Below are 22790 nucleotides of genomic sequence, written 5' to 3' on the forward strand. Positions count from 1 at the left end.
CGCTTTGTCATCCTTGAATCAAAGCTGCCTTGGATCAAAGCTTCTATACTTTTTTCTGTTTGACCTGAGAAAAAATACCGCCCGGACGTACGATTAGTACGATCAACATAACCACATAAGGCGCAATTTGACTAAGACCTAGCGGTAGATAACGCCCAGCAAAAGGCTCTATCACCCCTACTAGCAATCCGCCTGCCAGCGCACCAGGCAAGGAGCCTAATCCACCGATTACCGCAGCGGCAAAGGCCTTGATACCGAATAGTAATCCGACAGAGGGTTCAATCGCGCCTTTGGCCGCAAATAGTATGCCGGCAAGTGCGGCAACCACCCCTGACAATGCCCAAACGATACCATTGACCCGCTTGACGGGAATACCCATATAGTAGGCTGCCATTTGGTTTTGACTGCTGGCTTGCATCGCAATACCAAGCCGCGTGTGGGCAAAAAAGAAGTACAAAATAGAGGTTAATGCGATAGTAGATATGATGATAATGATGTCAACATAAGCGATACTGAGTGAGCCTAATGCCAACATCTTGCCTGAAAACGGTGTCTGTAGTGAGACTGGGCTATGTCCCCAGATGACACCAGCGACAAAGCGCATCAAGAAACCAAGCGAGATGGTAAGGATGACCATCGCAAATTGCGGCTGACCAAAAATACCACGTAGGATAAAGCGATCGAGTAAGTAGCCGAATGCACCCATGATGACAGCAGCAAAGGTGATGCCTAATAAGAAGGGAAGGTTTGCCTGATCGGCATTGATGAAAGATATGCCTAAAAAGGCACCGAGCATAAGCATGTCGCCTTGGGCGAAGTTTACCGCTTCTGAGGCTTTGTAAATGAGTACAAAACCCAGCGCTAACAGCCCATATATACAACCATTAGCAATCCCGCTAATGAGCAGTTGTAGGATATCCATAAAGTCCCTTTTGTCTTAACATTATCATCCGTGACAATGTTTGAATAAGCGGTTCAATCGACTGACTTTTTCATCAACTACTTGTAAAGAAATTCATTTTCTTTGTATCAAAACGACTAGCGTTTTAGGAAGTAATCAATATGGCAGCAGTAGTAGCGAATAATATTCATATATTCACATTATACCAACTACGAATTATTGTCTATAGAAAAATCAAAGTTATTCAATGATTTATAGCAAGCTGCAAAAGCTATTTATATTACTCACCTAAAAACACCGCCATTATTGCCATGGTATAATTAGCTACTTTATATCGTCTATCCAAACCTATTCTATAAGTCATCATCATGAGTCAAATGCCAAAACAAGCAAAGCCAGTTAAGCCAAGCAATTCGTCAGTCGGCAATCCGTCGTCAGCTAAAAAATCTACTGATAACCACTATGACGTCATCATCATCGGTGCTGGTGCTTCAGGATTGTATTGCGCACTGACTGCTGGTCGCCGCGGCCGCCGCGTATTGGTGTTAGATCATGCCAATAAAGCTGGCAAAAAGATTTTGATGTCGGGTGGTGGTCGCTGCAACTTCACCAATTACTTTGTAGAGCCTGAGCATTTTATTGGTGCCAATCCCCACTTCTGCAAATCAGCACTGAGTCGTTACCCGAGTTGGGAGTTTATCGGCATGGTAGAGTCGCATAAGATTGCCTACCATGAGCGCGACCATGGTCAGCTGTTCTGCGACGACTCAGCACAAGATATCCTGTCTATGCTGCTAGATGAATGTATGGCTGTAGGCGTACAAGTAAAGCTTAATGCTCAAATTGATCATGTCAAAACTACCGCTCATGATAATGGCGAACGCTTTTATCTAACGACGAGCAAAAAGCTTGGTAAAAAAGATATCGCGAGCGGCACTCAGTCCGCGCAGACACGCTATAGCTGTGAATCTTTAGTTGTCGCTACTGGTGGCCTGTCTATCCCGACCATGGGAGCAAGTGGTATCGGCTATGAGTTGGCACAGCAGTTCGGGCATACGCTCGTGCCTACTGACGCTAGTCTTGTGCCGTTTACTTTCACTGACAAAACAGGCGAGCTTATCCGTGCCTTGGCTGGTATCAGTCTGCCAGTTATTGCCAGTAACGAGCGTATCTCTTTTAAATTACCTGTCCTATTTACCCATCGCGGTCTCTCTGGCCCTGCCATGCTACAGCTATCCAACTATTGGCAGACTGGCGAAACCATCAGTATCAATCTGTTGCCTGAGATAGATGTCACTGAACTCTTACTTGCTCGCAAAAAATCACATCCGCGCCAACTGATTCGTACCGTATTGGCAGAAAATACAGATAACGCATTACCCAAGAAGCTATTGGCAGCGTTACAGACGCATCTGTGGGAAGACATCAAAGATACAGAACTTGCCAATATCAAAGACGAGCGACTCACAGAACTTGGTACTACGCTCAATGGCTGGCAGCTCAAGCCCTCTGGTACGGAAGGCTATCGCACTGCTGAGGTCACACGCGGCGGCGTCACCACTGACGAGGTATCTTCCAAAACAATGCAAAGCAACTTGCAAGATAACTTGTACTTTATCGGTGAGGTGCTCGACGTGACAGGCTGGCTTGGCGGCTATAATTTTCAATGGGCTTGGGCCAGTGGTTTTGTCAGTGGTGAAGTCGTTTAATCACTTCAATGGCCTCCCTATTTATAGCGACAATAGTGGCTTTAGTGTCTGTCAGCATTTGAATAATTGAGCAGTATTCAGATGATTGCTGACATTATGTTTGATGATAGTTGAATGGTTTTAGACAGTAATCTTAGAGAACGATGAGAATAAACACAACATAAGTCTATTTTCATAGTAGAATTAACGTAAGGCATTCATCCTATTGATAGCAATGCCACTTAGACTTATGAGGTAATCCATGCGTCCAATCAAGCATATTCATGGTGATAAAAAGCCGCATTGGGTAGGTGATGGTTTTTTTGTGAAAACCCTAATCAATCATCTCGATAATAATCCTGATTTTAACTATAGCCATACCGATCCTTTTTTATTATTTGACTACGGTAAGCCTACGACTTTTTCACCCAATCCTGATTATAAGCTGCAACCACATGGTGTTGGACTGCACCCACACAAGGGTTTTGAGACCGTAACTATCGCCTATTCAGGTGAGATTAGCCATGCAGACTCGACAGGTGGGCGCGGCGATATTTTAGAAGGTGATGTACAGTGGATGACTGCTGGTCGCGGTATTCTGCATGAAGAGTTCCACTCTGAAGCATTCGGCCAGCGTGGCGGCGTCTTTAGTATGGTGCAGTTATGGGTTAACCTGCCAAGCGCCCATAAACTGACTGACCCCAAATACCAATCTATCAAACGTGCTAATATGCCTATCGTTGATCTGATAGGCAATAGCGACGAGCAAACTGTCATCGGTCAAGCTGCCATTATTGCCGGTGACTGGCATGGGATAACAGGAGCAGCAACGACCTTTACGCCAGTCAATATGTGGGATATCGAGCTACATACAGCAGGTACAACCTCGCTACAAGTACCGAAAACGCACAATACCCTACTGCTGGTACAAGAAGGTCAAGTATTGGTCAACGATACAGCCGTCAGTGCAGGTAGCCTAATTGAGTTTTCAGCGCCTATTCGAAATCATGTAGGCACTCAATCTGAACATTCATCATTACCTGCTACTGATACTATCGAATTGACCTACCCTGCAACTACCGATGAAGACACACCTATCAAATTGCTACTGCTAAGCGGCGAGCCAATCGGTGAACCGGTCGCAGGTCACGGTCCTTTTGTCATGAATACCCAAGAAGAACTACGTCAAACCTTCCGTGATTATCAAATAGGCATTTTTGGCAAATAACAAAAATCTAGGCTTAAAAAAAAGCCGCTCAACTATTGATAGTTAAGCGGCTTTTTTATGTTGCGTTATTTAGTTAAAAATCTAACTATTACGCTTGGTCTAAAAATGGATAGTCGGTATAACCTTCAGCACCGCCACCATAGAAAGAATCTGGATGTTGCTCATTAAGCGGCGCGCCTTTTTGAATGCGCTCAGCCAAGTCAGGGTTGGCGATATAGTCACGGCCAAAGGCGACTGCATCGATATAACCTGCTTTTACATTTTGCTCTGCTTTTTCGGCAGTATAGCCACCAGCTGCGATAATCATTTGATCAAAAGCAGCACGTACACGCTTACGGAAGTCTTCGCTATAAGGTGTACCACCTGCCCAATCTGGCTCTGACAGATGCAGATACATGATTCCTCGTTTGTTAATCTGCTCAATCATCCAGATATTTTCGTCTTCATTATATCCAGCTTCTACGTTGTTGAACGTACCAAGTGGTGAAATACGAATACCAACATGATCTGCATCCCAAGCATCTACGCATGCATCGATAACGTCAAGCGTCAAGCGCGCACGGTTTTCGCGGCTACCGCCGTATTCATCATCGCGTTGGTTGGTTTGCTCAACCCAGAACTGATGCAATAGGTAACCATGAGCACCATGAATCTCTACCCCATCAAAACCCGCTTCTTTGGCGTTCTTAGTTGCTTGACCAAAGTCAGCGATAACTTGCTTGATTTCTTCAAGTGTGGCTGGACGCGGCGGCGTTGCATCTACACGAATGGCTTGGTTGTCGCTGTCACGTAGTGAGGTACGTACACCAACATCAACGTTAGAAGCAGAGATGGGCGCTTTGCCGTCTGGCTGTACACTCTCGTGAGAAACTAAGCCCGTGTGCCATAGCTGTACGACGATTTTGCCACCTTTAGCATGGACGTTATCTACGATGGTTTTCCATGCAGTGATTTGGTCTTTGGTATGAACGCCTGGCGCGCCAGCATAGCCTTTCGCTTGGAAAGATACTTGCGTCGCCTCAGTGATTACCAAGCCAGAACCTGCACGCTGTGAATAATATTCGCTTGCCAATGCTGTTGGTACATCGCTTGGCTCAACCGAACGCAGACGCGTCAACGGTGCCATAATGATGCGGTTTTTTAGGGTTTGGGTACCCATTTTGACGGTTTCAAATAAATTATCGTGTGCCATAAAAAGCCCTGTTTATTGTTTTAAACCTTAGTATCAGGTTTACTATTATTGGTAATAAATAGCACTTATATTAGTAGGTAGCACTTAGCTATCGTTCTATAATTTGCGAAGTACGCTACTCATAAGCCGAGTTCTTTATAGGGGGCAAATGCAATTATTCCAAGCAATATTTACAAACAGAAACACCAATATTTAGATATTCGAATCTTTATAATTAAAGGCTACGAAGACAGTTTACTGTAGCTTAAACTCTCGTCGTCCGCGTGGAATTCTTTGGTTGTAGCATTTTTTTGACAGACAGCTCAAGTGACAAATACGTGCCAAACAATATCACCACTGAACCGATGATGGCTTGGATATTTAGGGCTTCACCAAGTAGCAAATACCCTAAAATAATGGCAAAAATTGGAATGACTAAAGTAATACTGGTGGCACGCGTCGGGCCAATATTTTTAATCAGCTGATTCATAAAAATAAGGGCGATGGCGGTCGAAAATACACCTATACAGATCACTGATACCCACGCCTTTATGCTGATATCTTTGCCATAAGGGAACTCATTAAAAGCCACAGGCAGCATAATGATACTACCGATAATGAGCGAGCCTGCGGTGATAGCGACTGGCGATACCTCATACAGATAGTTTTTGGTGATGTTGGCCCCAAGCGCATAACCTACACAGGCCAGTAGCGCGTAGCCCATTGGGAGTAGCCCTTCGACCAGGCCTTTGCCTGGCTCACCGCCACCAAATAAGCTTTCGCTCATCAGTATGATTACCCCAATCACCCCAATGACTAAACCAAGTGCTTGTTTTTTTGACAACCTATCTTTAAAGAAGACTCTAGCGATAAAACCACTCATCATCGGTACAGAGGCATTTAGTACGGCTAGCACGCCTGCGTTCACTGATTGCGCGGAAAATGAGAACAACACAAAAGGCAGCGCTGCTGAAAACAAGCCAACGAGCGCCAGCATTTTCCAATGCTCCTTGATGCCGACTCTGTTTTTCTTATTTAATAATACAAAGACCAACATGACCAATCCGGCGAATATCACACGCAAACTGGCAAATGCCAATGAGCCAAACTCAGGCACACCAATACGATAAAAAACGAAGGAGAGTGACCACATAAAAGAGAGCGTCACAAAGATGATGAGGTCACGGTTGGTCATTGGGTAATCCTATTAAGCGCTTAGACTGCGTTTGCCAACTCGTGTCGGTCATAAGCGTCTGATGCGTTGTAAAAATTATCATGTGATTAAAAACTCATGATGATAACTTTTTAATTGTTTGATGGGTAATTTTTTATAAAATTTATAGTGAGTTTTTATCCATTCATTAATTTTTTTAGCACAGTTTTAAGGTTTTCACCTTTTTAATAATCTGTAAATTTGGACAAATCCCTTTTATTGAGCACCATACAGTAAGCAGCGCCTATCCTATATTTCTTATACTTTAGCTTATTCCAGCGCTTTTCTATTCACATACTAAAGAACTCGAAAGTCACCCTTAAGTAAGTCATCCGTTAAATACCTATAAAAACAGATTCACGGTCATAGTAAATTCTTCTTATAACCCTGTTCTATAACAGCTACTCTTAATAATACTGATGTTAAGGATAGCTTTAATACATCAGTTCAAGATTTTCTTAAAATATATTAGTTGATATTTGTTCACTAATTTTCTACTATCTACAAGGTATTGGTTAGTATTTGGCAATACAAAAAATAGATGGCAAACATCATTAATAATGATTAATAAATTATTGAGGAATGATTATGAAAAGGATAGCGTTATTTATCAGTATGATGTCAGTTGCAACGGCAGGTTTTTGCGGGGTTGGTCAGTTCTCAGATGAGACCACTTGCTATGTTTATAAACAAGATAAACTGCAAAAAAAGCTAAACTGTCAGTATGAGGGCGCTGAGGGTGCAGCGATGAGTTATAGTTTTAGGCAGGTCTCCTATAACCTGCCAGGATTTGGCAAAATGGCAACCTCTACCAGTGCAAACTATAATGACCGTAATGAAGTGACTGGATGGACGACGACCGTCAATGACGAGCCCGCGATCATCAGATATCGTCTGCCGACTAATCAGCGTATCGTCAGTGATGCCTATGCGCAGTCTGGTAAAGCAGTTATGCAATGTTATCTTAGTACAAAATCGCAGTGGGAGATTTGTGCTAAATAGAACAAAGTACTCTGACAACTTATAGTGCAATAAAGCTGAGCGTTTTGCTCAGCTTTACGTTTGGGGAAGTACCTAGCTAATCATAATTTTTTATCTGCTCTAATTTTTTCTTTAAGCTTCTCAATTAATTTAGCGCCTTTAGCGACCTTATTTGTACCTCCAAGCTCACTGTACAAATCATATGTTGTGGCTAAAGCATAATCAAACATACCATCACTTAAGTCATCAGGTTGTAACTTGGATAATTGATTGCTTTTTGGATAAAGACTTCGAGCCATTAAACAGGTCACAGTGTATAAAATATAAAACTTTATATCTGCAATTTCAGTTGTTGTATATTTTCTATCTTTCTTTAATTTCTCTTCAATACTTCGCCCTAACTTGGCAACTAAATAGTATGACTGTAAGTCATTATTTTTATGAAATAGTTTAGAGTATGACTCATCGTCTTCTAGTAACGTTGATGGTCTGGCTCTTGCAAAGTTTGGCTTTTGCATTAGCACTGAGATCAAACATTGAGACATAAATGGAACACTAATTATTTCTTTAGGTTTTTTACCTTCATTTTTATAGAAATTCTTCCTTCTATCATAAAAAAGACCTCTAGATTTAAGAAAATCTTCTATTTGCCTATGCACTTGATCCGTTGCTCTTAATGATGATTTAGGAATTGGCGTTTGACTATTTGTAGCACGAATGATTCGATCTCGTGTTTCCTCACTTTCAGGAACAATTATTCTAACGAGTACATCTCGGTTTTCATCTACTAACCTAGCTTGGTTCAAATTATAAAAACGATGTATTTCTGAAGAAGTTTGTAGTCCATTTACAATTTCAGGATTATGAACGACTAACTCTTTTCCTCCAGGTGCGGCAACTTCGCTTGCTAAAATAGTAACACCGTTGTTCAACCACCAAAATTCTTCATTTCCAGGATTTTCAAGAGTATCTTGTATTTCATTATTTACATTTGTTTTACCCTGATAGTCTCTAACATTTGATTCAAATATGTGTCTAATAAGCTTTCCATCATCATCCGTAATGAAATTATAATAATCTGCTAAATTAGTCAAAGCTATGAAGACTTGACCTGAAGTTGATAGTGGAGTTTCTGATATTTTCAAGCGGAATACATCGTTTGGTCTTTCTTGCGTCATTTTAACTAGCTTTTCAGCCCCGAGAAAATAAACATTGGTATCGGCGGTAGGTAGTTTACTCTTTATATCATTCTCTAAATCAGCTGCCTGTTTTTCTACATTTGGATGTAAATCAACTCCTTTAGAAACGTAATAAATACTAACTTTTAACTTTGGTTTTTTAGTTATTAGACCAACATAAGTATTTTTAAACAATTCGAATGCTGCTAGCACTTTTTCATTGTATCTTCCACTATAGTCATTAGGATTAAAATCTAAATCGAAAAGATTTCTACATAATCTAGATATCTTCAAAAGAGGTTCTTCTGAAAAAGAATTTTCATATTTCGACTGTATTAAAACAAACTCAATATCAACATTTTTCTTATACTTTCCAATCAGACTTTCATCCTCTTTTATTAGTTCACCATTCACAAAAAGATAGATAGAATCTGCACCACCGTCATGGCTTTCACCCGCAATACCTGCATTTATTTCATCATAGCTTAACTCACTTTCCTTCAACACTTGAAGTGCCGAATAAAATTCAAAAAATTCACTTAAAGATATATCCTCTCCTAAGTCTTTCATTTCCTGCTTAATTATTGCATCAAGCAATATTTGATTATTTTTAGACATCGATTTTCCTTAATTCGATAATGCTTTGTTTAATTATTCAAAATTATAGCAGAAGGATGTATAGTGATTTGCTTTTCTCAAACCTTTAATACTCGACCTTTTGTATATGAGACAGCCATTGAATTACAAACCTGCATCGGTAAGAATGATGCTACCTATTTATAAAACCTACTCACCAACCCAGTTTACTAAAGAGTCAAATACATGAAACTGCGCATCCTAAAGTCTGCTGTGACCAATCCTTGGTTTAATCTTGCTACCGAGGATTGGATATTTAATACGCTCAATCCCGACTCGCATACCCTATTTTTATGGCGTAACTCTGAGACCGTGGTTATTGGACGCTCGCAAAATCCATGGGTAGAGTGCAAAACCGATAAGATGGAAGCAGACGATGTATTTTTAGCACGGCGTCAGAGCGGCGGCGGCGCTGTGTTTCACGATTTAGGTAATACCAACTTTACCTTTTTATCGCCCAGTGATGCTTACGACCAAGAAGCAAACTTCATCGTCATCATCAATGCGCTTAAAAAACTCGGCATAGACGCCACGCTGTCTGGTCGTAACGATATGCAGGTCGGCGACCGCAAAATATCGGGCAGCGCATTTAGACATGCCGCCGATCGCAGCTTTCATCATGGCACATTGCTGGTCAATGCCAACATGCAAAAGCTTGGCGACTATCTAAACCCGCATCCATTAAAGCTTAAAGCGAAAGGCATCAAATCTGTGCGCGCGCGCGTGGCAAACTTGGTAGATTTCAATGAGGCTATCAATCACGAGACCCTGTCTGATGCGATTATCGAAGCGTTCTGTGAATATCATGGAGAGACTGCACAGATTGAGCAGTTAGATGAAGCCAGCCTTGCCAAGCAGCCGACGCTAAACGCTTACTATCAGCAAATGGCAGATTGGGATTGGCGCTTTGGTAAAACACCTGAGTTTACTCATCATATCGAGACGCGCTTTGATTGGGGCATGATGGATGTGCATATGGATGTGAAGCAGGCAATGATTACCGAAGTTGTCATCTTCTCTGACGCGCTAAATGTTGAGCTTATTGATCTGCTTAAAAAGACATTGACTGGCGTTAAATATAATAAGAAAGAGATTCAAGATAAACTCAATGACCTAGCAAAAGCGCAACCTGAGTTGGCAGCGCAAATTAGTGATTTTGAGCAGTGGTTAGTTGGCGAGATGGAAGGTTAGATTTTGCGACGTCAGATTTAATCTAGCAAGTATTGCAGAGTGTGCCGCTTGCACTGCTTGATAAAAAGTTACTGACATAAATGCGCTGTATATAGTTAATGGTATTGAAATCGTACATACGCCATTTGAGATTTTATATATTAACGATGCATAAAAAGCACCCTGCCATTACTCCATTTTTTATGAATAATCAATATTAAGGTATTTTCATGAAGTACTTACATGCAATGATTAGAACCAACAAACTAGAAGAAACGTTATTTTTCTATTGTGACCTTATGGGCTTACAACTGCTAAGAAAGAGAGACTCTGAATCAGGTAGATTCAGCTTATATTTTTTAGCAACGCATGAGGGTGCGCCAGAGATTGAGGTGACACACAACTGGGATGAAAGAGAATATACCAATGGCGATAATTTTGGGCACTTTGCCTTTAGAGTCGACAACATATACGCACAGTGCGACACCTTTATACAGGCAGGGATCGAGATATTAAGACCGCCTAGAGATGGCCATATGGCTTTTGTTAAAGACCCTAATAATATCTCAATTGAGCTGCTACAAAATGGCGAAGACTTAGAACCTATTGAGCCTTGGATTTCGATGGAAAATATTGGCAGTTGGTAAATGAGTGAGGCTGGTTAGTTGGGCTAGGATGGATGGACTGATTCGTTTTTTGCAGATAGTGATGATGACACGTATATCACAGTTATAGCTTTCTTAAAATACAATCAAGATCTAAAAATGAGGGTAATATGAAAAGGTTATGCATCACTACAATCGGTATTTTAGGCACTTGCCTACTTTCCACTTATGCAAATTCAGCAAGTTTTGATTGCAATAAGGCTGCTACGTGGGTAGAAAAAACAGTTTGCGACAGTCCTGAGCTTTCTAAGCTTGATAACGTAATGGCAAAGAAGTATAGGACTAATCTCAATAATGTAGCTAACGAAGAAGACAGCAAAAGCTATAAAAACAATGTGATTATAGATCAAAAATTATGGCTGAATTTTCAACGGAATACCTGTAAAAGTGAAGAATGTCTGATACGTGAGTATAAAGAGTATATCGAAGAGCAAACCAATTACGGTGTGGCTTGGAATTTTTCAGATGAGTTAAGTCCTTCTGATTTACCGAGTAAAAGTGCCTTTGGTAAGTTTTCTCAAACCTCTCAAATCTCACTATACAATTCAGATACTCAGCGCTGGGAAGATACGGGAGAGGCAAAAAACACGGTATCGATTCATAGTGTCGCTAATAAACCTTATCTTTCTATTATCGATGGCGTTTTGATTTTTACCAATGCTCATACCTGCGATTTGGGAGAGAGTAAAGCCATATGGTCACAGAATCACTGGGTCGTCAACGATGATCAGCCAGATAAAAACGTTGAGCTGCGTTTATATCCAGCAACTTATAAAGGCCAGACTCAATTATTATTAAGAGATATGGATGATCACTATAGAAGACTGCATTGTGGTATGCGAGGGTATTTTGACGGTATTGTATTAGAGCGTGAGGTCGATTAGTGTTTCGAACTTTCAAAGCAATGATAGGTTATATCTTATCTCCATTAAAATTGAAACCTTGAACTAAATTTATATTCCAACCAAAAAAAACGGCAGGAAATAATATTCCTGCCGCCCCATAAATACTTTATGTTTGACTATTAAATCCCTGCCGCAACCTCAGCACCATCACGAATCGCACGTTTGGCATCCAATTCAGCGGCCAGTTTTGCACCACCGATTAGGTGATATTGCGCGTCTGGCGCATCACCAACGTTTGGCATTAGCTCAACGACTGACTCTTGACCAGCACAGACGACGACACTATCGACACGTAATAGCTGGCTTTGACCTTGACTGTTAGTGACCCAAATACCTTCATTAGTGATTTTATCATACTGCACGCCAGCGACTTGGATAACGCCGTGAGATTTGATATGCGCACGATGTACCCAGCCTGAGGTTTTGTTTAGACCACTGCCCAGACGACCTTTGCTACGCTGCATTAAATACACTTGGCGAATCGGTTTGATCGCATGTGGTCTGACCAGACCACCATCACTTTGATAGTCGGTATCATTGGTCACGCCCCACTCTTCGCGCCACTCGCTGATTGACTGTGGCTCAGGGCGATAGCTTGGATCTTTTAGTCCCTCAGGACCGATCTCATCCAGTGACTTACCATGATTAGCCGTCAGATACTCGCTTACATCAAAGCCGATACCACCAGCGCCGATGACCGCTACGGTATTGCCCACTGCTTTTTCGCCAGACAGCAGCTCAGCATAGCTCATGACTTGTGGCAGCTCAGCACCTTCGAGCTTACCTTCTAGACTTCTAGGGACGACACCCGTTGCCACGATGACATGATGGAACTTGGCTTTTTCAAGCATGTCTTTATCAACTTTGGTATTCAGTTTAATCTCAACACCCAAATGCTCAAGCTCATTAATATAGTAGCGAATAGTCTCAAAGAACTCTTCTTTACCAGGGATAACTTTGGCGTAGTTGAACTGTCCACCCAGCACATCTTTAGCTTCAAACAGAGTCACGTCATGACCACGTAAGGCCGCCACATGAGCGGCTGACATACCAGCGACACCACCACCGATAACAGCGACTTTTTTCGGTTTTTTGGTTTTCTTATAGACCAATTCAGTCTCATAACAGGCTTGCGGATTGACCAAACAAGTCGAGCGTTTGTTTTCGAACGTATGGTCGAGGCAGGCTTGGTTACAAGCGATACAGGTATTAATGCGATCTGTCTGACCATTTTTGGCTTTATTAACCCAATGCGCATCAGCCAAGAATGGACGCGCCATCTGAATCATGTCAGCTTGACCAGTCGCAACGATTTCTTCTGCTGTTTCTGGCATGTTGATACGGTTAGCCGCCATCATCGGAATACTAATATGCTTTTTGATTTCAGCGGTGAAATCAACAAAAGCGGCACGTGGTACGCTAGTCACGATAGTCGGGACACGCGCTTCATGCCAGCCGATACCAGTGTTCATGATAGTCACACCCGCTTCTTCTAGCGCTTTAGCCACGGTAATGACTTCATCCATGACGTTACCGTCTTTGACCAAATCAATCACTGATAAACGGAATAAAATAATAAAATCTTCGCCAGTCGCTTCACGTACCGCTTTGACCACGTCGACAGCAAACTTCATACGACCATGAATATCACCACCATAAATGTCTTTACGCTTATTCACATGGCTTGATAAAAACTGGTTGAGTAGATAACCTTCAGAGCCCATGATTTCGACGCCATCATAGCCTGCTTGCTTGGCAAGTTTGGCTGAGCGAGCATAATCTTTCACCGTCTGCTCGATGTTTTTGATGCTCATCTTGCGTGGCTTAAACGGTGAGATTGGTGACTTGATTGGGCTAGATGATACGGCAAAAGGATGATAGCCATAGCGACCACTGTGCAATATCTGCATGATGATTTTACTGTCATGCTTATGCACAGCACGGGTGACGCGCTGGTGATTAATCACGTCAGCTTTAGTATTCATCGTTCCGCCAGCAGGCAACAACCAACCTTCGCGATTGGGCGAGATACCGCCAGTAATCATCATTGCTACGCCGCCCTTGGCACGTTCTGCAAAATACGCCGCCAGCTTGCCATAATTATAAAAACGGTCTTCGAGCCCAGTATGCATCGAGCCCATAACCATACGGTTTTTTAGCGTAGTAAAGCCCAAATCTAGCGGCTCAAATAAATGCGGATAGTGTTCATTGGTGCTAGCGGTTTGGATCGTATTGGCACTATGGCTGGCAGACATATCATTTTCCTTATGAATAGTTTATGAGGCTACTTCTTAAAAACGGCTTTTTAGAATTAGTGGGTCTAAGGGGTTTAGCATCTTCGATATCGTAACACACCGCGATTATTGTCAGCTATGCAGACAAGCGACTGATGAGTGAGCACTATATTAATTGCTATAACGAGCGGGACGGTGTAACAGGCTGCACTGTGGCAGATGGTTAAGCAAACACCACAAAACCTAGCCAACTTTTGAGGTAGATTATATACCGTTAGCTTAATATCACTTAGAGATTAGACTAAGATATAAATCGATAAATATCGACTTATACCTATAACTTCTATGCTAGATTACTGTACTAAATAATATACTGACGTTAATGTACTGACGCATTATAGAAATACGATAAAGGACTATCATCATGACAGATTTCCATACAGGTCTCGGCAAAAACGCCGCCAATTATCAACCACTTACCCCTATTGATTTCATCATTCGCAGCGCGCAAGTTTATCCTAATAAGACTGCCATCATTTATGACGATCTAGAACACAATAACCTCACTCAGACATGGCAACAGACCTATACTCGCTGTCGCCAACTGGCTGATGGTCTGCGCAAATTGGGAATCGATAAAAACGACACAGTAGCCGTGATGCTACCGAATACCCCAGCGATGGTCGAATGTGCCTTTGGTGTGCCTATGTCTGGCGGTGTCCTCTGCACCCTCAACACTCGTCTCGATATCAATGCACTTACCTTTTGCTTGCAGCATTCCGAAGCAAAGGTTTTAATTTTAGATAGCGAATTTGCTGAGCACGCTGAAATCATCGATGAGACTTTTCCAGACTTAATTGTCATTCATTCAACGGACAAAGCAGTCGATGTCGAGCGTTTTGGGCTCATGAGTTATGAAGCATTGGTAGCCAGCTCAGACAGTTTGGATAATTGGGAGATGCCGACAGATGAGTGGGATGCCATTGCGCTGAACTATACCTCTGGTACCACAGGCAAGCCCAAAGGTGTGGTCTATCATCATCGCGGCGCAACTCTCAATGCTATCTCTAATATTTTAGATTGGGACATGCCAAAACACCCGATGTATCTATGGACGCTGCCGCTGTTTCACTGCAACGGCTGGTGCTTTCCGTGGACCATCGCCGAGCGTGCTGGGGTCAATGTATGCTTGAGAAAAATTGATGCTGATTTGATATTGCAGCTGATTGCCAAGCATCAAGTTAGTCACTACTGCTCTGCGCCAGTCGTGCACAATATGATTGCTGGCGGCAAACCAGAATATAAAGAGGCTATCACGCATACGGTCAAAGGCTGGGTCGCTGGTGCCCCGCCGTCCGAAACCATGCTGACTGCGATGGAAGCAATGGGTTTTCATATCTCGCATGTCTACGGTCTCACTGAAGTATATGGTCCAGTGACGGTCTGCGCTGAGCAGGAAGAATGGAATGAGCTTGATGTGGCCACACGCGCCCAGAAGAAATCACGTCAAGGCATGACTTCTCACTTGATGGCAGGGTTTGAGGTATTTAGGCAAGGTACGACTGAACCAGTCGCTGCTGACGGAGAAGAGATGGGCGAGTTGGCGCTACGTGGCAATATGGTGATGAAAGGCTATCTAAAAAGCCGCAAGGCTACCGAAGAGGCATTCGCTGATGGCTGGTTCCGCACGGGTGATCTGGGTGTTAAATACCCTGATGGCTATATCAAAATTATGGACAGACTAAAAGATATCATCATTTCAGGCGGTGAGAACATCTCTAGTATTGAGGTAGAAAACGTCTTGTATAAACTACCTGCGATTGAGAGCTGTGCCGTCGTCGCCGCACCAAATGATAAATGGGGCGAAGTGCCCGTCGCCTTTATCGAGATTCACGCCGGTAGCACGCTGCAACGTGATACGGTGATGGAGCATTGTAGTCAGCACCTAGCAGGTTTTAAAGTGCCGAAATATATTGTCTTTGCAGAAATACCTAAGACCAGTACCGGTAAAGTTCAAAAGTTTGAGCTACGCCAAGCGGCTAAATCATTGGCACACGAAACGCCAAAAGTAACCGCCAGTGCTAAATAAAACGGCGACTTATTAAGTCATATCATCAATCAACATCCATCAAAAAGGTCAGCTACATATATATAGCTGACCTTTTTTGAGCGCTCGTCTATTTATATAAAACTGACTATATCAGCCAAGCTTAGGCTCAAGCCATTGATAAACTAGCATTCCTATAATCATGGCAGGAATAAAGACATAGGCTTGCCACTGGCCAGTACCGAGCAATACAATTCCTGGTCCTGGGCAGATACCAACCAGCCCCCAACCGATACCGAACAACATCGCACCGATGAGCAGTTTTTTATTAATGACAGTTTTGCTTGGCATATCAATCGGTGTACCAATCCAACTACTCTGTTGACGCTTTGCTAATTGCACACCGAAAAACGCCACTATCAGACCACCACCCATCACCAGTGCAAGGGAGATATCCCATGCACCAAATACGTCTAAAAACCCTTGTACCTTTACAGGATCGGTCATACCTGATATCAGTAGTCCCAGTCCAAACAGCAGTCCTGCTAGCAATCCGATTATATTTTTTAGCATCGTCATATCTCGCTATTATTATCTTTCATTAACCATCATATGTCGTTCGCGCATGAACCTGGCCATCAGTCTTCATCTGACAATATGCCATGAATTCGCTATAGCAGGCCTAGTACGTGACGACCGATATAAACGGTCACAATTCCAAACAGCATAAAGGTGACGGTCGCTGCCAATGACCGTGGAGACAGCCGTGCATTACCGCAGATACCATGCCCACTTGTGCATCCAGAACCTAAACGCGTGCCAAAACCGACCAGTAACCCTGCACCAATCAATAATGGCACGGAAGTACTGATAGCTACCTCAGGTAGTGGTCTTACCAACTGATATAGCATCGGTGAGATGATCAGACCCAGTATAAATAGCACCTGCCACATCTCTACACGCTTGGGTTTTAATAGGCTTGAAAAAATACCACTGATACCTGCTATACGACCGATACCTAGCAGTAAGATAACCGTCGCTACGCCTAGCATCAGACCCCCAACTAAGGAGATCGACGTAAATGCTTGCCAGTCTATTTGTATGCTCATAACGGACTACCTAATTGAGTTCATTAAATACGTACTTTAGTATTAATTTATAAAAATACATTATATTATAAAATATAATAAAAAGGTAAAAAAAATACTGAACCTAGCATGACACTAATGGTTCAGTATTTTTTATAACTGTTAGGACTGTACCGCAAAGGCTTTAAAAAAGGCAGTGAAAAAGACTCCATAAGCTATCACATTACTATCTTTATCAGCCCTCTTAATTGGTATCTTTACTGGCTCAGCACTTTATCAAGTGCCGCTTCAAAACGCGCGACTGTGCCATCGATATCAGTCAACTTATCTAAACCAAACAGACCTAAACGGAAAGTTTTGAAATTATCAGGCTCGCCCACTTTTAATGGTACGCCAGCCGCGATTTGTACCCCGATTTCAGCGAAGGCGCTACCTTTATGCATGTCATCACGATCAGTATAAGAGACGACAACACCAGGTGCTTTAAAACCTTCAGCAGCGACGCTCTCAACGCCTTTGGCTTCTAGTACTTCGCGGATACGTTTGCCAAGTGTCCACTGCGCCTCACACAATTTATCAAAACCGATTGCTTTAGCTTCATTCACAGCATCACGGAACTGACGTAAACTGTCTGTCGGCATAGTCGCATGGTACGCATGACCGCCATTTTCATAAGCACGCATGATGTTCAACCATTGCTTTAGGTCGATACTAAAACTATCAGATTCAGTACTGTCTACTTTTTTGACGGCAGCATCGCTTAGCATGACCAAGCCAGCGCCCGGCGTACTGCTCCAACCCTTTTGCGGTGCGCTAATCAGCACATCAATACCCAATGCTTTCATATCTAGCCATACGCAACCTGAAGCAATACAGTCAATGACTAACAATCCGCCAACGCTATGCACAGCCTCGCTCAACGCTTTGATATAGTCATCTGACAAGATGATACCCGATGAGGTTTCGACATGCGGCGCAAATACAACTGCTGGTTTTTCTTCTTTGATTTTGGCTGCGGCAACGTCGATATCGACTGGAGCAAACGGTTTTGGCGACTCACTATCATCGGCACGATTGGCCGTAAGGACTGTAGATGATTTGGCGATTTTGCCTTTTTCTAAGATTTGTGTCCAACGATAGCTGAACCAGCCATTACGAATGATTAGGCAGTCTTCATCATTTGCCAACTGGCGAGCGACTGCTTCCATACCATAAGTACCAGAACCAGGAACGATCACCACTGCGTCCGCGTTATACACAGATTTTAGGTCACTAGATAGGTCGTTCATCACTTGCTGAAAGTCTTTTGACATATGGTTCAGCGCACGATCGGTGTAAACCACTGAATACTCTAATAAGCCGTTTGGATCGATATCTTGACGTAATGCAGGCATTGAACACTCCTAGTGTATGGTTAGATAATATGCGACATGGATCAGATAGCACTATAATCAAGTGCTATTATTCGATGGTGAGGTCTTGCGCTGTCTAGAGATGCATTATTTTTAAACAAATAAAAAACAACGAACACTGATGAGGTCTACTAACATTAAGTTAATATATTTATAGTCATATTACGAGCAAACACCAGCACATATCTTGACCTAAGCCATCCATGAGAGCTTGATATTAGCACTGATACTGAAGGTTGACAACGATACGCTCAGGCAACGATATGACTTGCGCTATCGAGTATTTATTGGTAGGTATTGATTGATACGTTTTGATTTATAAAGCCACGATGAAAGCATCAATGCCCTCGATGAGCATCTTGTAGTCCTGACACCACGAAGTCTAGCAAATCACTATCGCCTTCGCGGGCGGCTTTGCGCATCAGTTTCGATGGTGCATGGGTCAATGTTTGAGTCAAACGTCGTGATAGCTCAGTAATGATATCTTCTGGACTGACATCGTCTTGTTGCAGCTTAGCAATAGATTCATGCAGCAATTTATCGACTTGACCTTGAGTACACGCGCGGTACTGCTGAATATCTTTACCAACTTGGCGAACCTGAAAGCGGCGATCTATCTCAACCACCAATTGGCTCACTAGCAGTTCAGCATCTACTGCGGCTTGGCGACGCTGCTCGATATTACCTGCAATCACATGCTGCAAATCATCGACAGAGTACAGATAAACATCATCAATGCGGCTAATAGTCGAATCGATATCGCGCGGTACGGCCAGATCTATCATAAGCATCGGCTGATAACGGCGACGTTTTAGCGCTTGTATGGTCATTGTCTTATCAATCAACAAATCCATACTGCCACTACAACTGCTAACGATATCGGCTTCCGCCAATACTTGCGGCAACTCTTGTAAGGGTCTAACGTCTACGCGGCGATTAGGGCCACGTAGCTCAGCCGCCAAGGCTTCGGCACGTTCGGGATTACGGTTACAGATAATGACTCGTCCGACCCCTAGCCCTGCGATATGGGTGGCAACTAAGCGATTCATCTCGCCTGCTGCAACAACCAGTAGAGTACGACTGGGTAAATCATCAAATATTTGTGTGACTAATTTGGCGGCAGCAAAACTAAGCGATACAGCCTGCGCGCCAACTTGAGTCTCGTTACGCACTCGTTTGGCGGCAGCGAATACTTGATCGATGATCCAGCCTAGCTGATTGCTGAGTACTTTTTGGTCTTGAGCCAGATGCACAGAGTTTTTGATTTGACCAAGAATCTGCGGCTCACCCAGTATCATAGAGTCGAGACCAGCCGCTACTCTTAACCAATGAGTCAATGCATGAGTATCACGATGTACATAGAGATATGGATCAATATCAACGAGTGGTAGTTGCTTGAAGTCAGCTAGCCACGTTTTGATTTTGGTAATATGCGCACTAATCGCAGCAGACGAGATATTCATGCTACTACTAAAAGCATTATTGAATGACTGTCCTACGGCTTTGACATCTTGCACATTGGATGATTGTGAGTCAGATAGTTGGCCATTAGCATGATGCGACGTTGGCGATTGTGGCACTAGCGCATAGATTTCGGTGCGGTTACAAGTAGAGACGATCACGCTACCATCAGTAAAGGCTTCTATTTGTTTGAGTGCGACATTTACATCGTCACCCACAAGCGCCAAGCGCTCTCGCAGAGCGACTGGTGCAGTTTTGTGATTGACCCCAATGACCACTAATCTCATTATCGATAGACCATAAACATGACGCTCAGTTGCCCCTTACGCTATCTTATTATTTTTAAAAGACAGTTTTTGACGACAGCGCTAAAAAGGAAGACCCTAAAAACCGCCTATTATATCATTATTGCGGGCTTTAATTAACACTCACCCATCTATGATAACCATATCTCTGTATCTGGTCGCAAATGTAACAAATCAACTACTCATACGATTTATAAAATCAATAGCTGGGTTTTGACTTATGGTCAATAATATAATGTTAAATCATTCGCTTACTCTATCTTAACTTGTTATATTTCTATAATATTCAGTTCGACAGACATATCTATATTTAATCATCTTCAGTATCATTCTTTGGCAACGTACTCGCTACTAGTAGTACGTTCATACAGTCAGATCTGCCAATATCTGAGTAACACGGATGCTATTGTTTATCTCATCGGTCTACTCTTATAATGTTTGTCATGGGTACATATTGCCAATATTTAACTTAAAATGATTAAAACAAACTTGCCTTATCTGTGTAGGTAAACCATGGGCGAATACGGCTATCTATGATTTTTTTTGGGTCATTACTTCGGTCACCACATCCCTATAGCGAATACTCTAGCTTCCGTGCCTTATTGCATGTCGCTATTGAGCGCCTGTGTCAAAGGTATAAGCTAGCGTTGTCTCTAGCTGTGTGCCTGTGTTTGGTAGCCCCTGTTCATGCTAGCCATCCCGATGTACTGCTAGAAGCAAAGATTCCTAAAGTATCCGTTGCTACCGATAATAAGCTAAATGATAATAGTGCTGCGATTGATACATCTTATAATGAAGACACACTCACCATAGAGAATGTAAAAAATATTAATGGCCTAGCGCCAGCCAGTCTATGGCAGCCTGAGCTTAGTGAACCAAGCTTGTACGCTCTACTGGATGCCGAGTTTGCTGCTGATCGCGATGACAAACGACGTGCGGTCTCTATTTATAAGCAACAGTCTTTTAAAGAAGATGCGACAGCCGTGTTTGAGAGAGCGCTTAGCTTGTCTTTGCGTAACGAAAGGGTTGAAGACTCATTACAGTTTGCCAAGACATGGCAAGACCAAAACCCTGACCACGTACCTGCTTGGTTTTATGTCGCGCATTTGGCCTTACGTGCCCACGACTACATATTAGCGGGTGAAACTTTAAACCGCATCTTGCGCTATGATCCACGCGCAGACTTAAGCGAAATCCTCATAGGTATTTATCCAAACAATGATGAAGACAAACGTGAACTTCTTGCTGCGTTGCAACCACTGGATAGCGAGCAAAATGCCTCATTGTCAGTATTAAAAGCGGGTTTACTCTATCAGTTTAACGAACCTGAAGTCGCTATCGTTCATATCAATCGAGCGCTAGAGCGTCAGCCAGACTACGTGCCTTTTATTACCTTAAAAGCGGATATATTACGCAAAATCGTGACCGCAGAGACTGTCATCAATTATGTCAGTCAAGCTCGTCTACGTAACCCCGATAGCAAAAGCTTATATCTATATGAGATTCGCTATCTATTAGATTTAAAGCAAAGTGAACAAGCGTGGAAGTTACTACTTGAAGCGCATAGCCGCTTCAATGATGATTCTGAGATTACTCTGCTCGCAGCCTTAGTGAGCTTGGATATTGAAGAGTACGCTAGTGCCGATGAGCTACTCAATATGCTTGCCAAGAGTCCAGCTTATCTTGATCAAGCCTATTATTATCTAGGTATCAGTGCTGAGCGTCAGCAGTTGTTCGATCAAGCCAAATACTACCTCAATGGTGTCATGCAAGAGGATTTGGTATTAGAAGCGCGTAGAAAAGTAGTGGCGTTTGAATTACTCGATAACGACGTCGATGCGGCAATCGCGACTTTAGAGAAGCTGCGCAAAGACTTCACAGTATTCGCGCCTGACACTTTTGTCATGCAAGCCGATATCTTGTGGCAACAAAACGAATCGGATGAAGCACTACGCTTACTAACCCGTGCCGCTCGTAAATATCCTGATAATGAGATGCTACTCTTTGCACGGGCTCAGCTGTTAGATGATAAAGAAGATTATGTCGTTAAGCGTACTTTGCTAAATCACTTGCAGGCATTAGATCCTAGTAACTTATCCTATCAGTTAAGCTATGCACAGTTGCTACTGGCAAATGAGCGCAGCTCAGAGCAAGGTCTGGCGCTAGCGACAGCGATTATTCAGATTCGCTATGATGACCCACGTTATGATAACGACCTACATCTGCAAGCCTTAAATGTCTTGGCGGGCAATGCATTGGCCAAAGAGAACTATCAGCAGGTCATCGACTATCTACAGACACCTTATGATGTGCTGCCAACTCTGCGCTCAGGCACGCTGTTATTGCGCGCCTACCAAGGCTTAGGTAACAATGACAAAGTCGAGGCACTACTCGCAGATTTGCAGCAGCGCTTCTCATTTGGACAGCACAATATTAATGACCGTATACAGCTGTATTAATAGTGCTGATTTTGGATATGCTATTTGGGCTTTGCGATTACAGAGACA

General features: G+C 42.8%; 17 protein-coding genes. 8 read left to right on the forward strand and 9 right to left on the reverse strand.

The window, feature by feature from the left end:
• Window positions 1-43: 43 nt before the first annotated feature.
• Window positions 44-922: a branched-chain amino acid ABC transporter permease gene (locus Q0788_RS06155; protein ID WP_057758078.1), complete on the reverse strand. Its 879-nt coding sequence runs from the start codon at window positions 920-922 to the stop codon at window positions 44-46.
• Between the two features lie 347 nt (window positions 923-1269).
• Here Q0788_RS06155 and Q0788_RS06160 point away from each other — a divergent pair, with 347 nt between their 5' ends.
• Window positions 1270-2610 (forward strand): NAD(P)/FAD-dependent oxidoreductase, encoded by a 1341-nt coding sequence (locus Q0788_RS06160; RefSeq protein WP_298808777.1) that lies wholly within the window; start codon window positions 1270-1272, stop codon window positions 2608-2610.
• A gap of 241 nt (window positions 2611-2851) precedes the next feature.
• Entirely contained in the window at window positions 2852-3817 is a 966-nt protein-coding gene (locus Q0788_RS06165; protein ID WP_298808778.1) for a pirin family protein, read from the forward strand.
• An 88-nt stretch (window positions 3818-3905) separates the two neighbouring features.
• On the opposite strand, the gene Q0788_RS06170 is transcribed toward Q0788_RS06165, so the two are convergent.
• Both Q0788_RS06170 and Q0788_RS06175 read right to left on the reverse strand, forming a co-directional pair.
• Window positions 3906-5009, reverse strand: coding sequence for an alkene reductase (locus Q0788_RS06170; protein ID WP_298808780.1), 1104 nt, complete (start codon window positions 5007-5009; stop codon window positions 3906-3908).
• Window positions 5010-5253: 244 nt separating this feature from the next.
• Entirely contained in the window at window positions 5254-6183 is a 930-nt protein-coding gene (locus tag Q0788_RS06175; protein WP_201568237.1) for a DMT family transporter, read from the reverse strand.
• A 606-nt stretch (window positions 6184-6789) separates the two neighbouring features.
• On the opposite strand from Q0788_RS06175, the gene Q0788_RS06180 reads away from it, so the two are divergent.
• A complete protein-coding gene (locus Q0788_RS06180) occupies window positions 6790-7203 on the forward strand; it encodes a hypothetical protein (RefSeq protein WP_298808783.1) in 414 nt (137 codons plus the stop codon).
• A gap of 80 nt (window positions 7204-7283) precedes the next feature.
• On the opposite strand, the gene Q0788_RS06185 is transcribed toward Q0788_RS06180, so the two are convergent.
• Window positions 7284-8978 carry an AIPR family protein gene (locus tag Q0788_RS06185; protein ID WP_298808785.1) on the reverse strand — a complete coding sequence of 565 codons (1695 nt, stop codon included), beginning with the start codon at window positions 8976-8978 and terminating at the stop codon, window positions 7284-7286.
• Between the two features lie 204 nt (window positions 8979-9182).
• Here Q0788_RS06185 and Q0788_RS06190 point away from each other — a divergent pair, with 204 nt between their 5' ends.
• The 3 genes from Q0788_RS06190 to Q0788_RS06200 all read left to right on the forward strand — a co-directional run bounded on the left by Q0788_RS06190 (window position 9183) and on the right by Q0788_RS06200 (window position 11715).
• Entirely contained in the window at window positions 9183-10187 is a 1005-nt protein-coding gene (locus Q0788_RS06190) for a lipoate--protein ligase (protein ID WP_298808787.1), read from the forward strand.
• A gap of 209 nt (window positions 10188-10396) precedes the next feature.
• Window positions 10397-10813, forward strand: a complete 417-nt coding sequence (locus tag Q0788_RS06195; RefSeq protein WP_238036164.1) for a VOC family protein — start codon at window positions 10397-10399, stop codon at window positions 10811-10813.
• Window positions 10814-10941: 128 nt separating this feature from the next.
• A complete protein-coding gene (locus Q0788_RS06200) occupies window positions 10942-11715 on the forward strand; it encodes a hypothetical protein (protein WP_298808789.1) in 774 nt (257 codons plus the stop codon).
• Window positions 11716-11855: 140 nt separating this feature from the next.
• Here the strand turns inward: Q0788_RS06200 and Q0788_RS06205 are convergent, their stop codons facing one another.
• Entirely contained in the window at window positions 11856-13991 is a 2136-nt protein-coding gene (locus Q0788_RS06205; RefSeq protein WP_298808790.1) for an NADPH-dependent 2,4-dienoyl-CoA reductase, read from the reverse strand.
• A gap of 403 nt (window positions 13992-14394) precedes the next feature.
• Here Q0788_RS06205 and Q0788_RS06210 point away from each other — a divergent pair, with 403 nt between their 5' ends.
• Entirely contained in the window at window positions 14395-16059 is a 1665-nt protein-coding gene (locus tag Q0788_RS06210; protein WP_298808791.1) for an AMP-binding protein, read from the forward strand.
• A 111-nt stretch (window positions 16060-16170) separates the two neighbouring features.
• Here the strand turns inward: Q0788_RS06210 and Q0788_RS06215 are convergent, their stop codons facing one another.
• The 4 genes from Q0788_RS06215 to hemA form a co-directional block, all read right to left on the reverse strand.
• Window positions 16171-16590 carry a DUF6691 family protein gene (locus Q0788_RS06215; RefSeq protein ID WP_298808792.1) on the reverse strand — a complete coding sequence of 140 codons (420 nt, stop codon included), beginning with the start codon at window positions 16588-16590 and terminating at the stop codon, window positions 16171-16173.
• A 98-nt stretch (window positions 16591-16688) separates the two neighbouring features.
• Window positions 16689-17126, reverse strand: coding sequence for a YeeE/YedE family protein (locus Q0788_RS06220; protein ID WP_298808794.1), 438 nt, complete (start codon window positions 17124-17126; stop codon window positions 16689-16691).
• Between the two features lie 236 nt (window positions 17127-17362).
• Window positions 17363-18499 carry an aminotransferase class V-fold PLP-dependent enzyme gene (locus Q0788_RS06225; RefSeq protein ID WP_298808796.1) on the reverse strand — a complete coding sequence of 379 codons (1137 nt, stop codon included), beginning with the start codon at window positions 18497-18499 and terminating at the stop codon, window positions 17363-17365.
• Between the two features lie 356 nt (window positions 18500-18855).
• Entirely contained in the window at window positions 18856-20265 is a 1410-nt protein-coding gene (gene hemA, locus Q0788_RS06230) for a glutamyl-tRNA reductase (RefSeq protein ID WP_298808798.1), read from the reverse strand.
• A gap of 551 nt (window positions 20266-20816) precedes the next feature.
• Here hemA and Q0788_RS06235 point away from each other — a divergent pair.
• Window positions 20817-22742, forward strand: a complete 1926-nt coding sequence (locus Q0788_RS06235; protein ID WP_298808799.1) for a tetratricopeptide repeat protein — start codon at window positions 20817-20819, stop codon at window positions 22740-22742.
• The last annotated feature ends 48 nt before the right edge of the window (window positions 22743-22790 follow it).

Source organism: uncultured Psychrobacter sp. (assembly GCF_947500265.1).
Taxonomy (GTDB): Bacteria; Pseudomonadota; Gammaproteobacteria; order Pseudomonadales; family Moraxellaceae; genus Psychrobacter.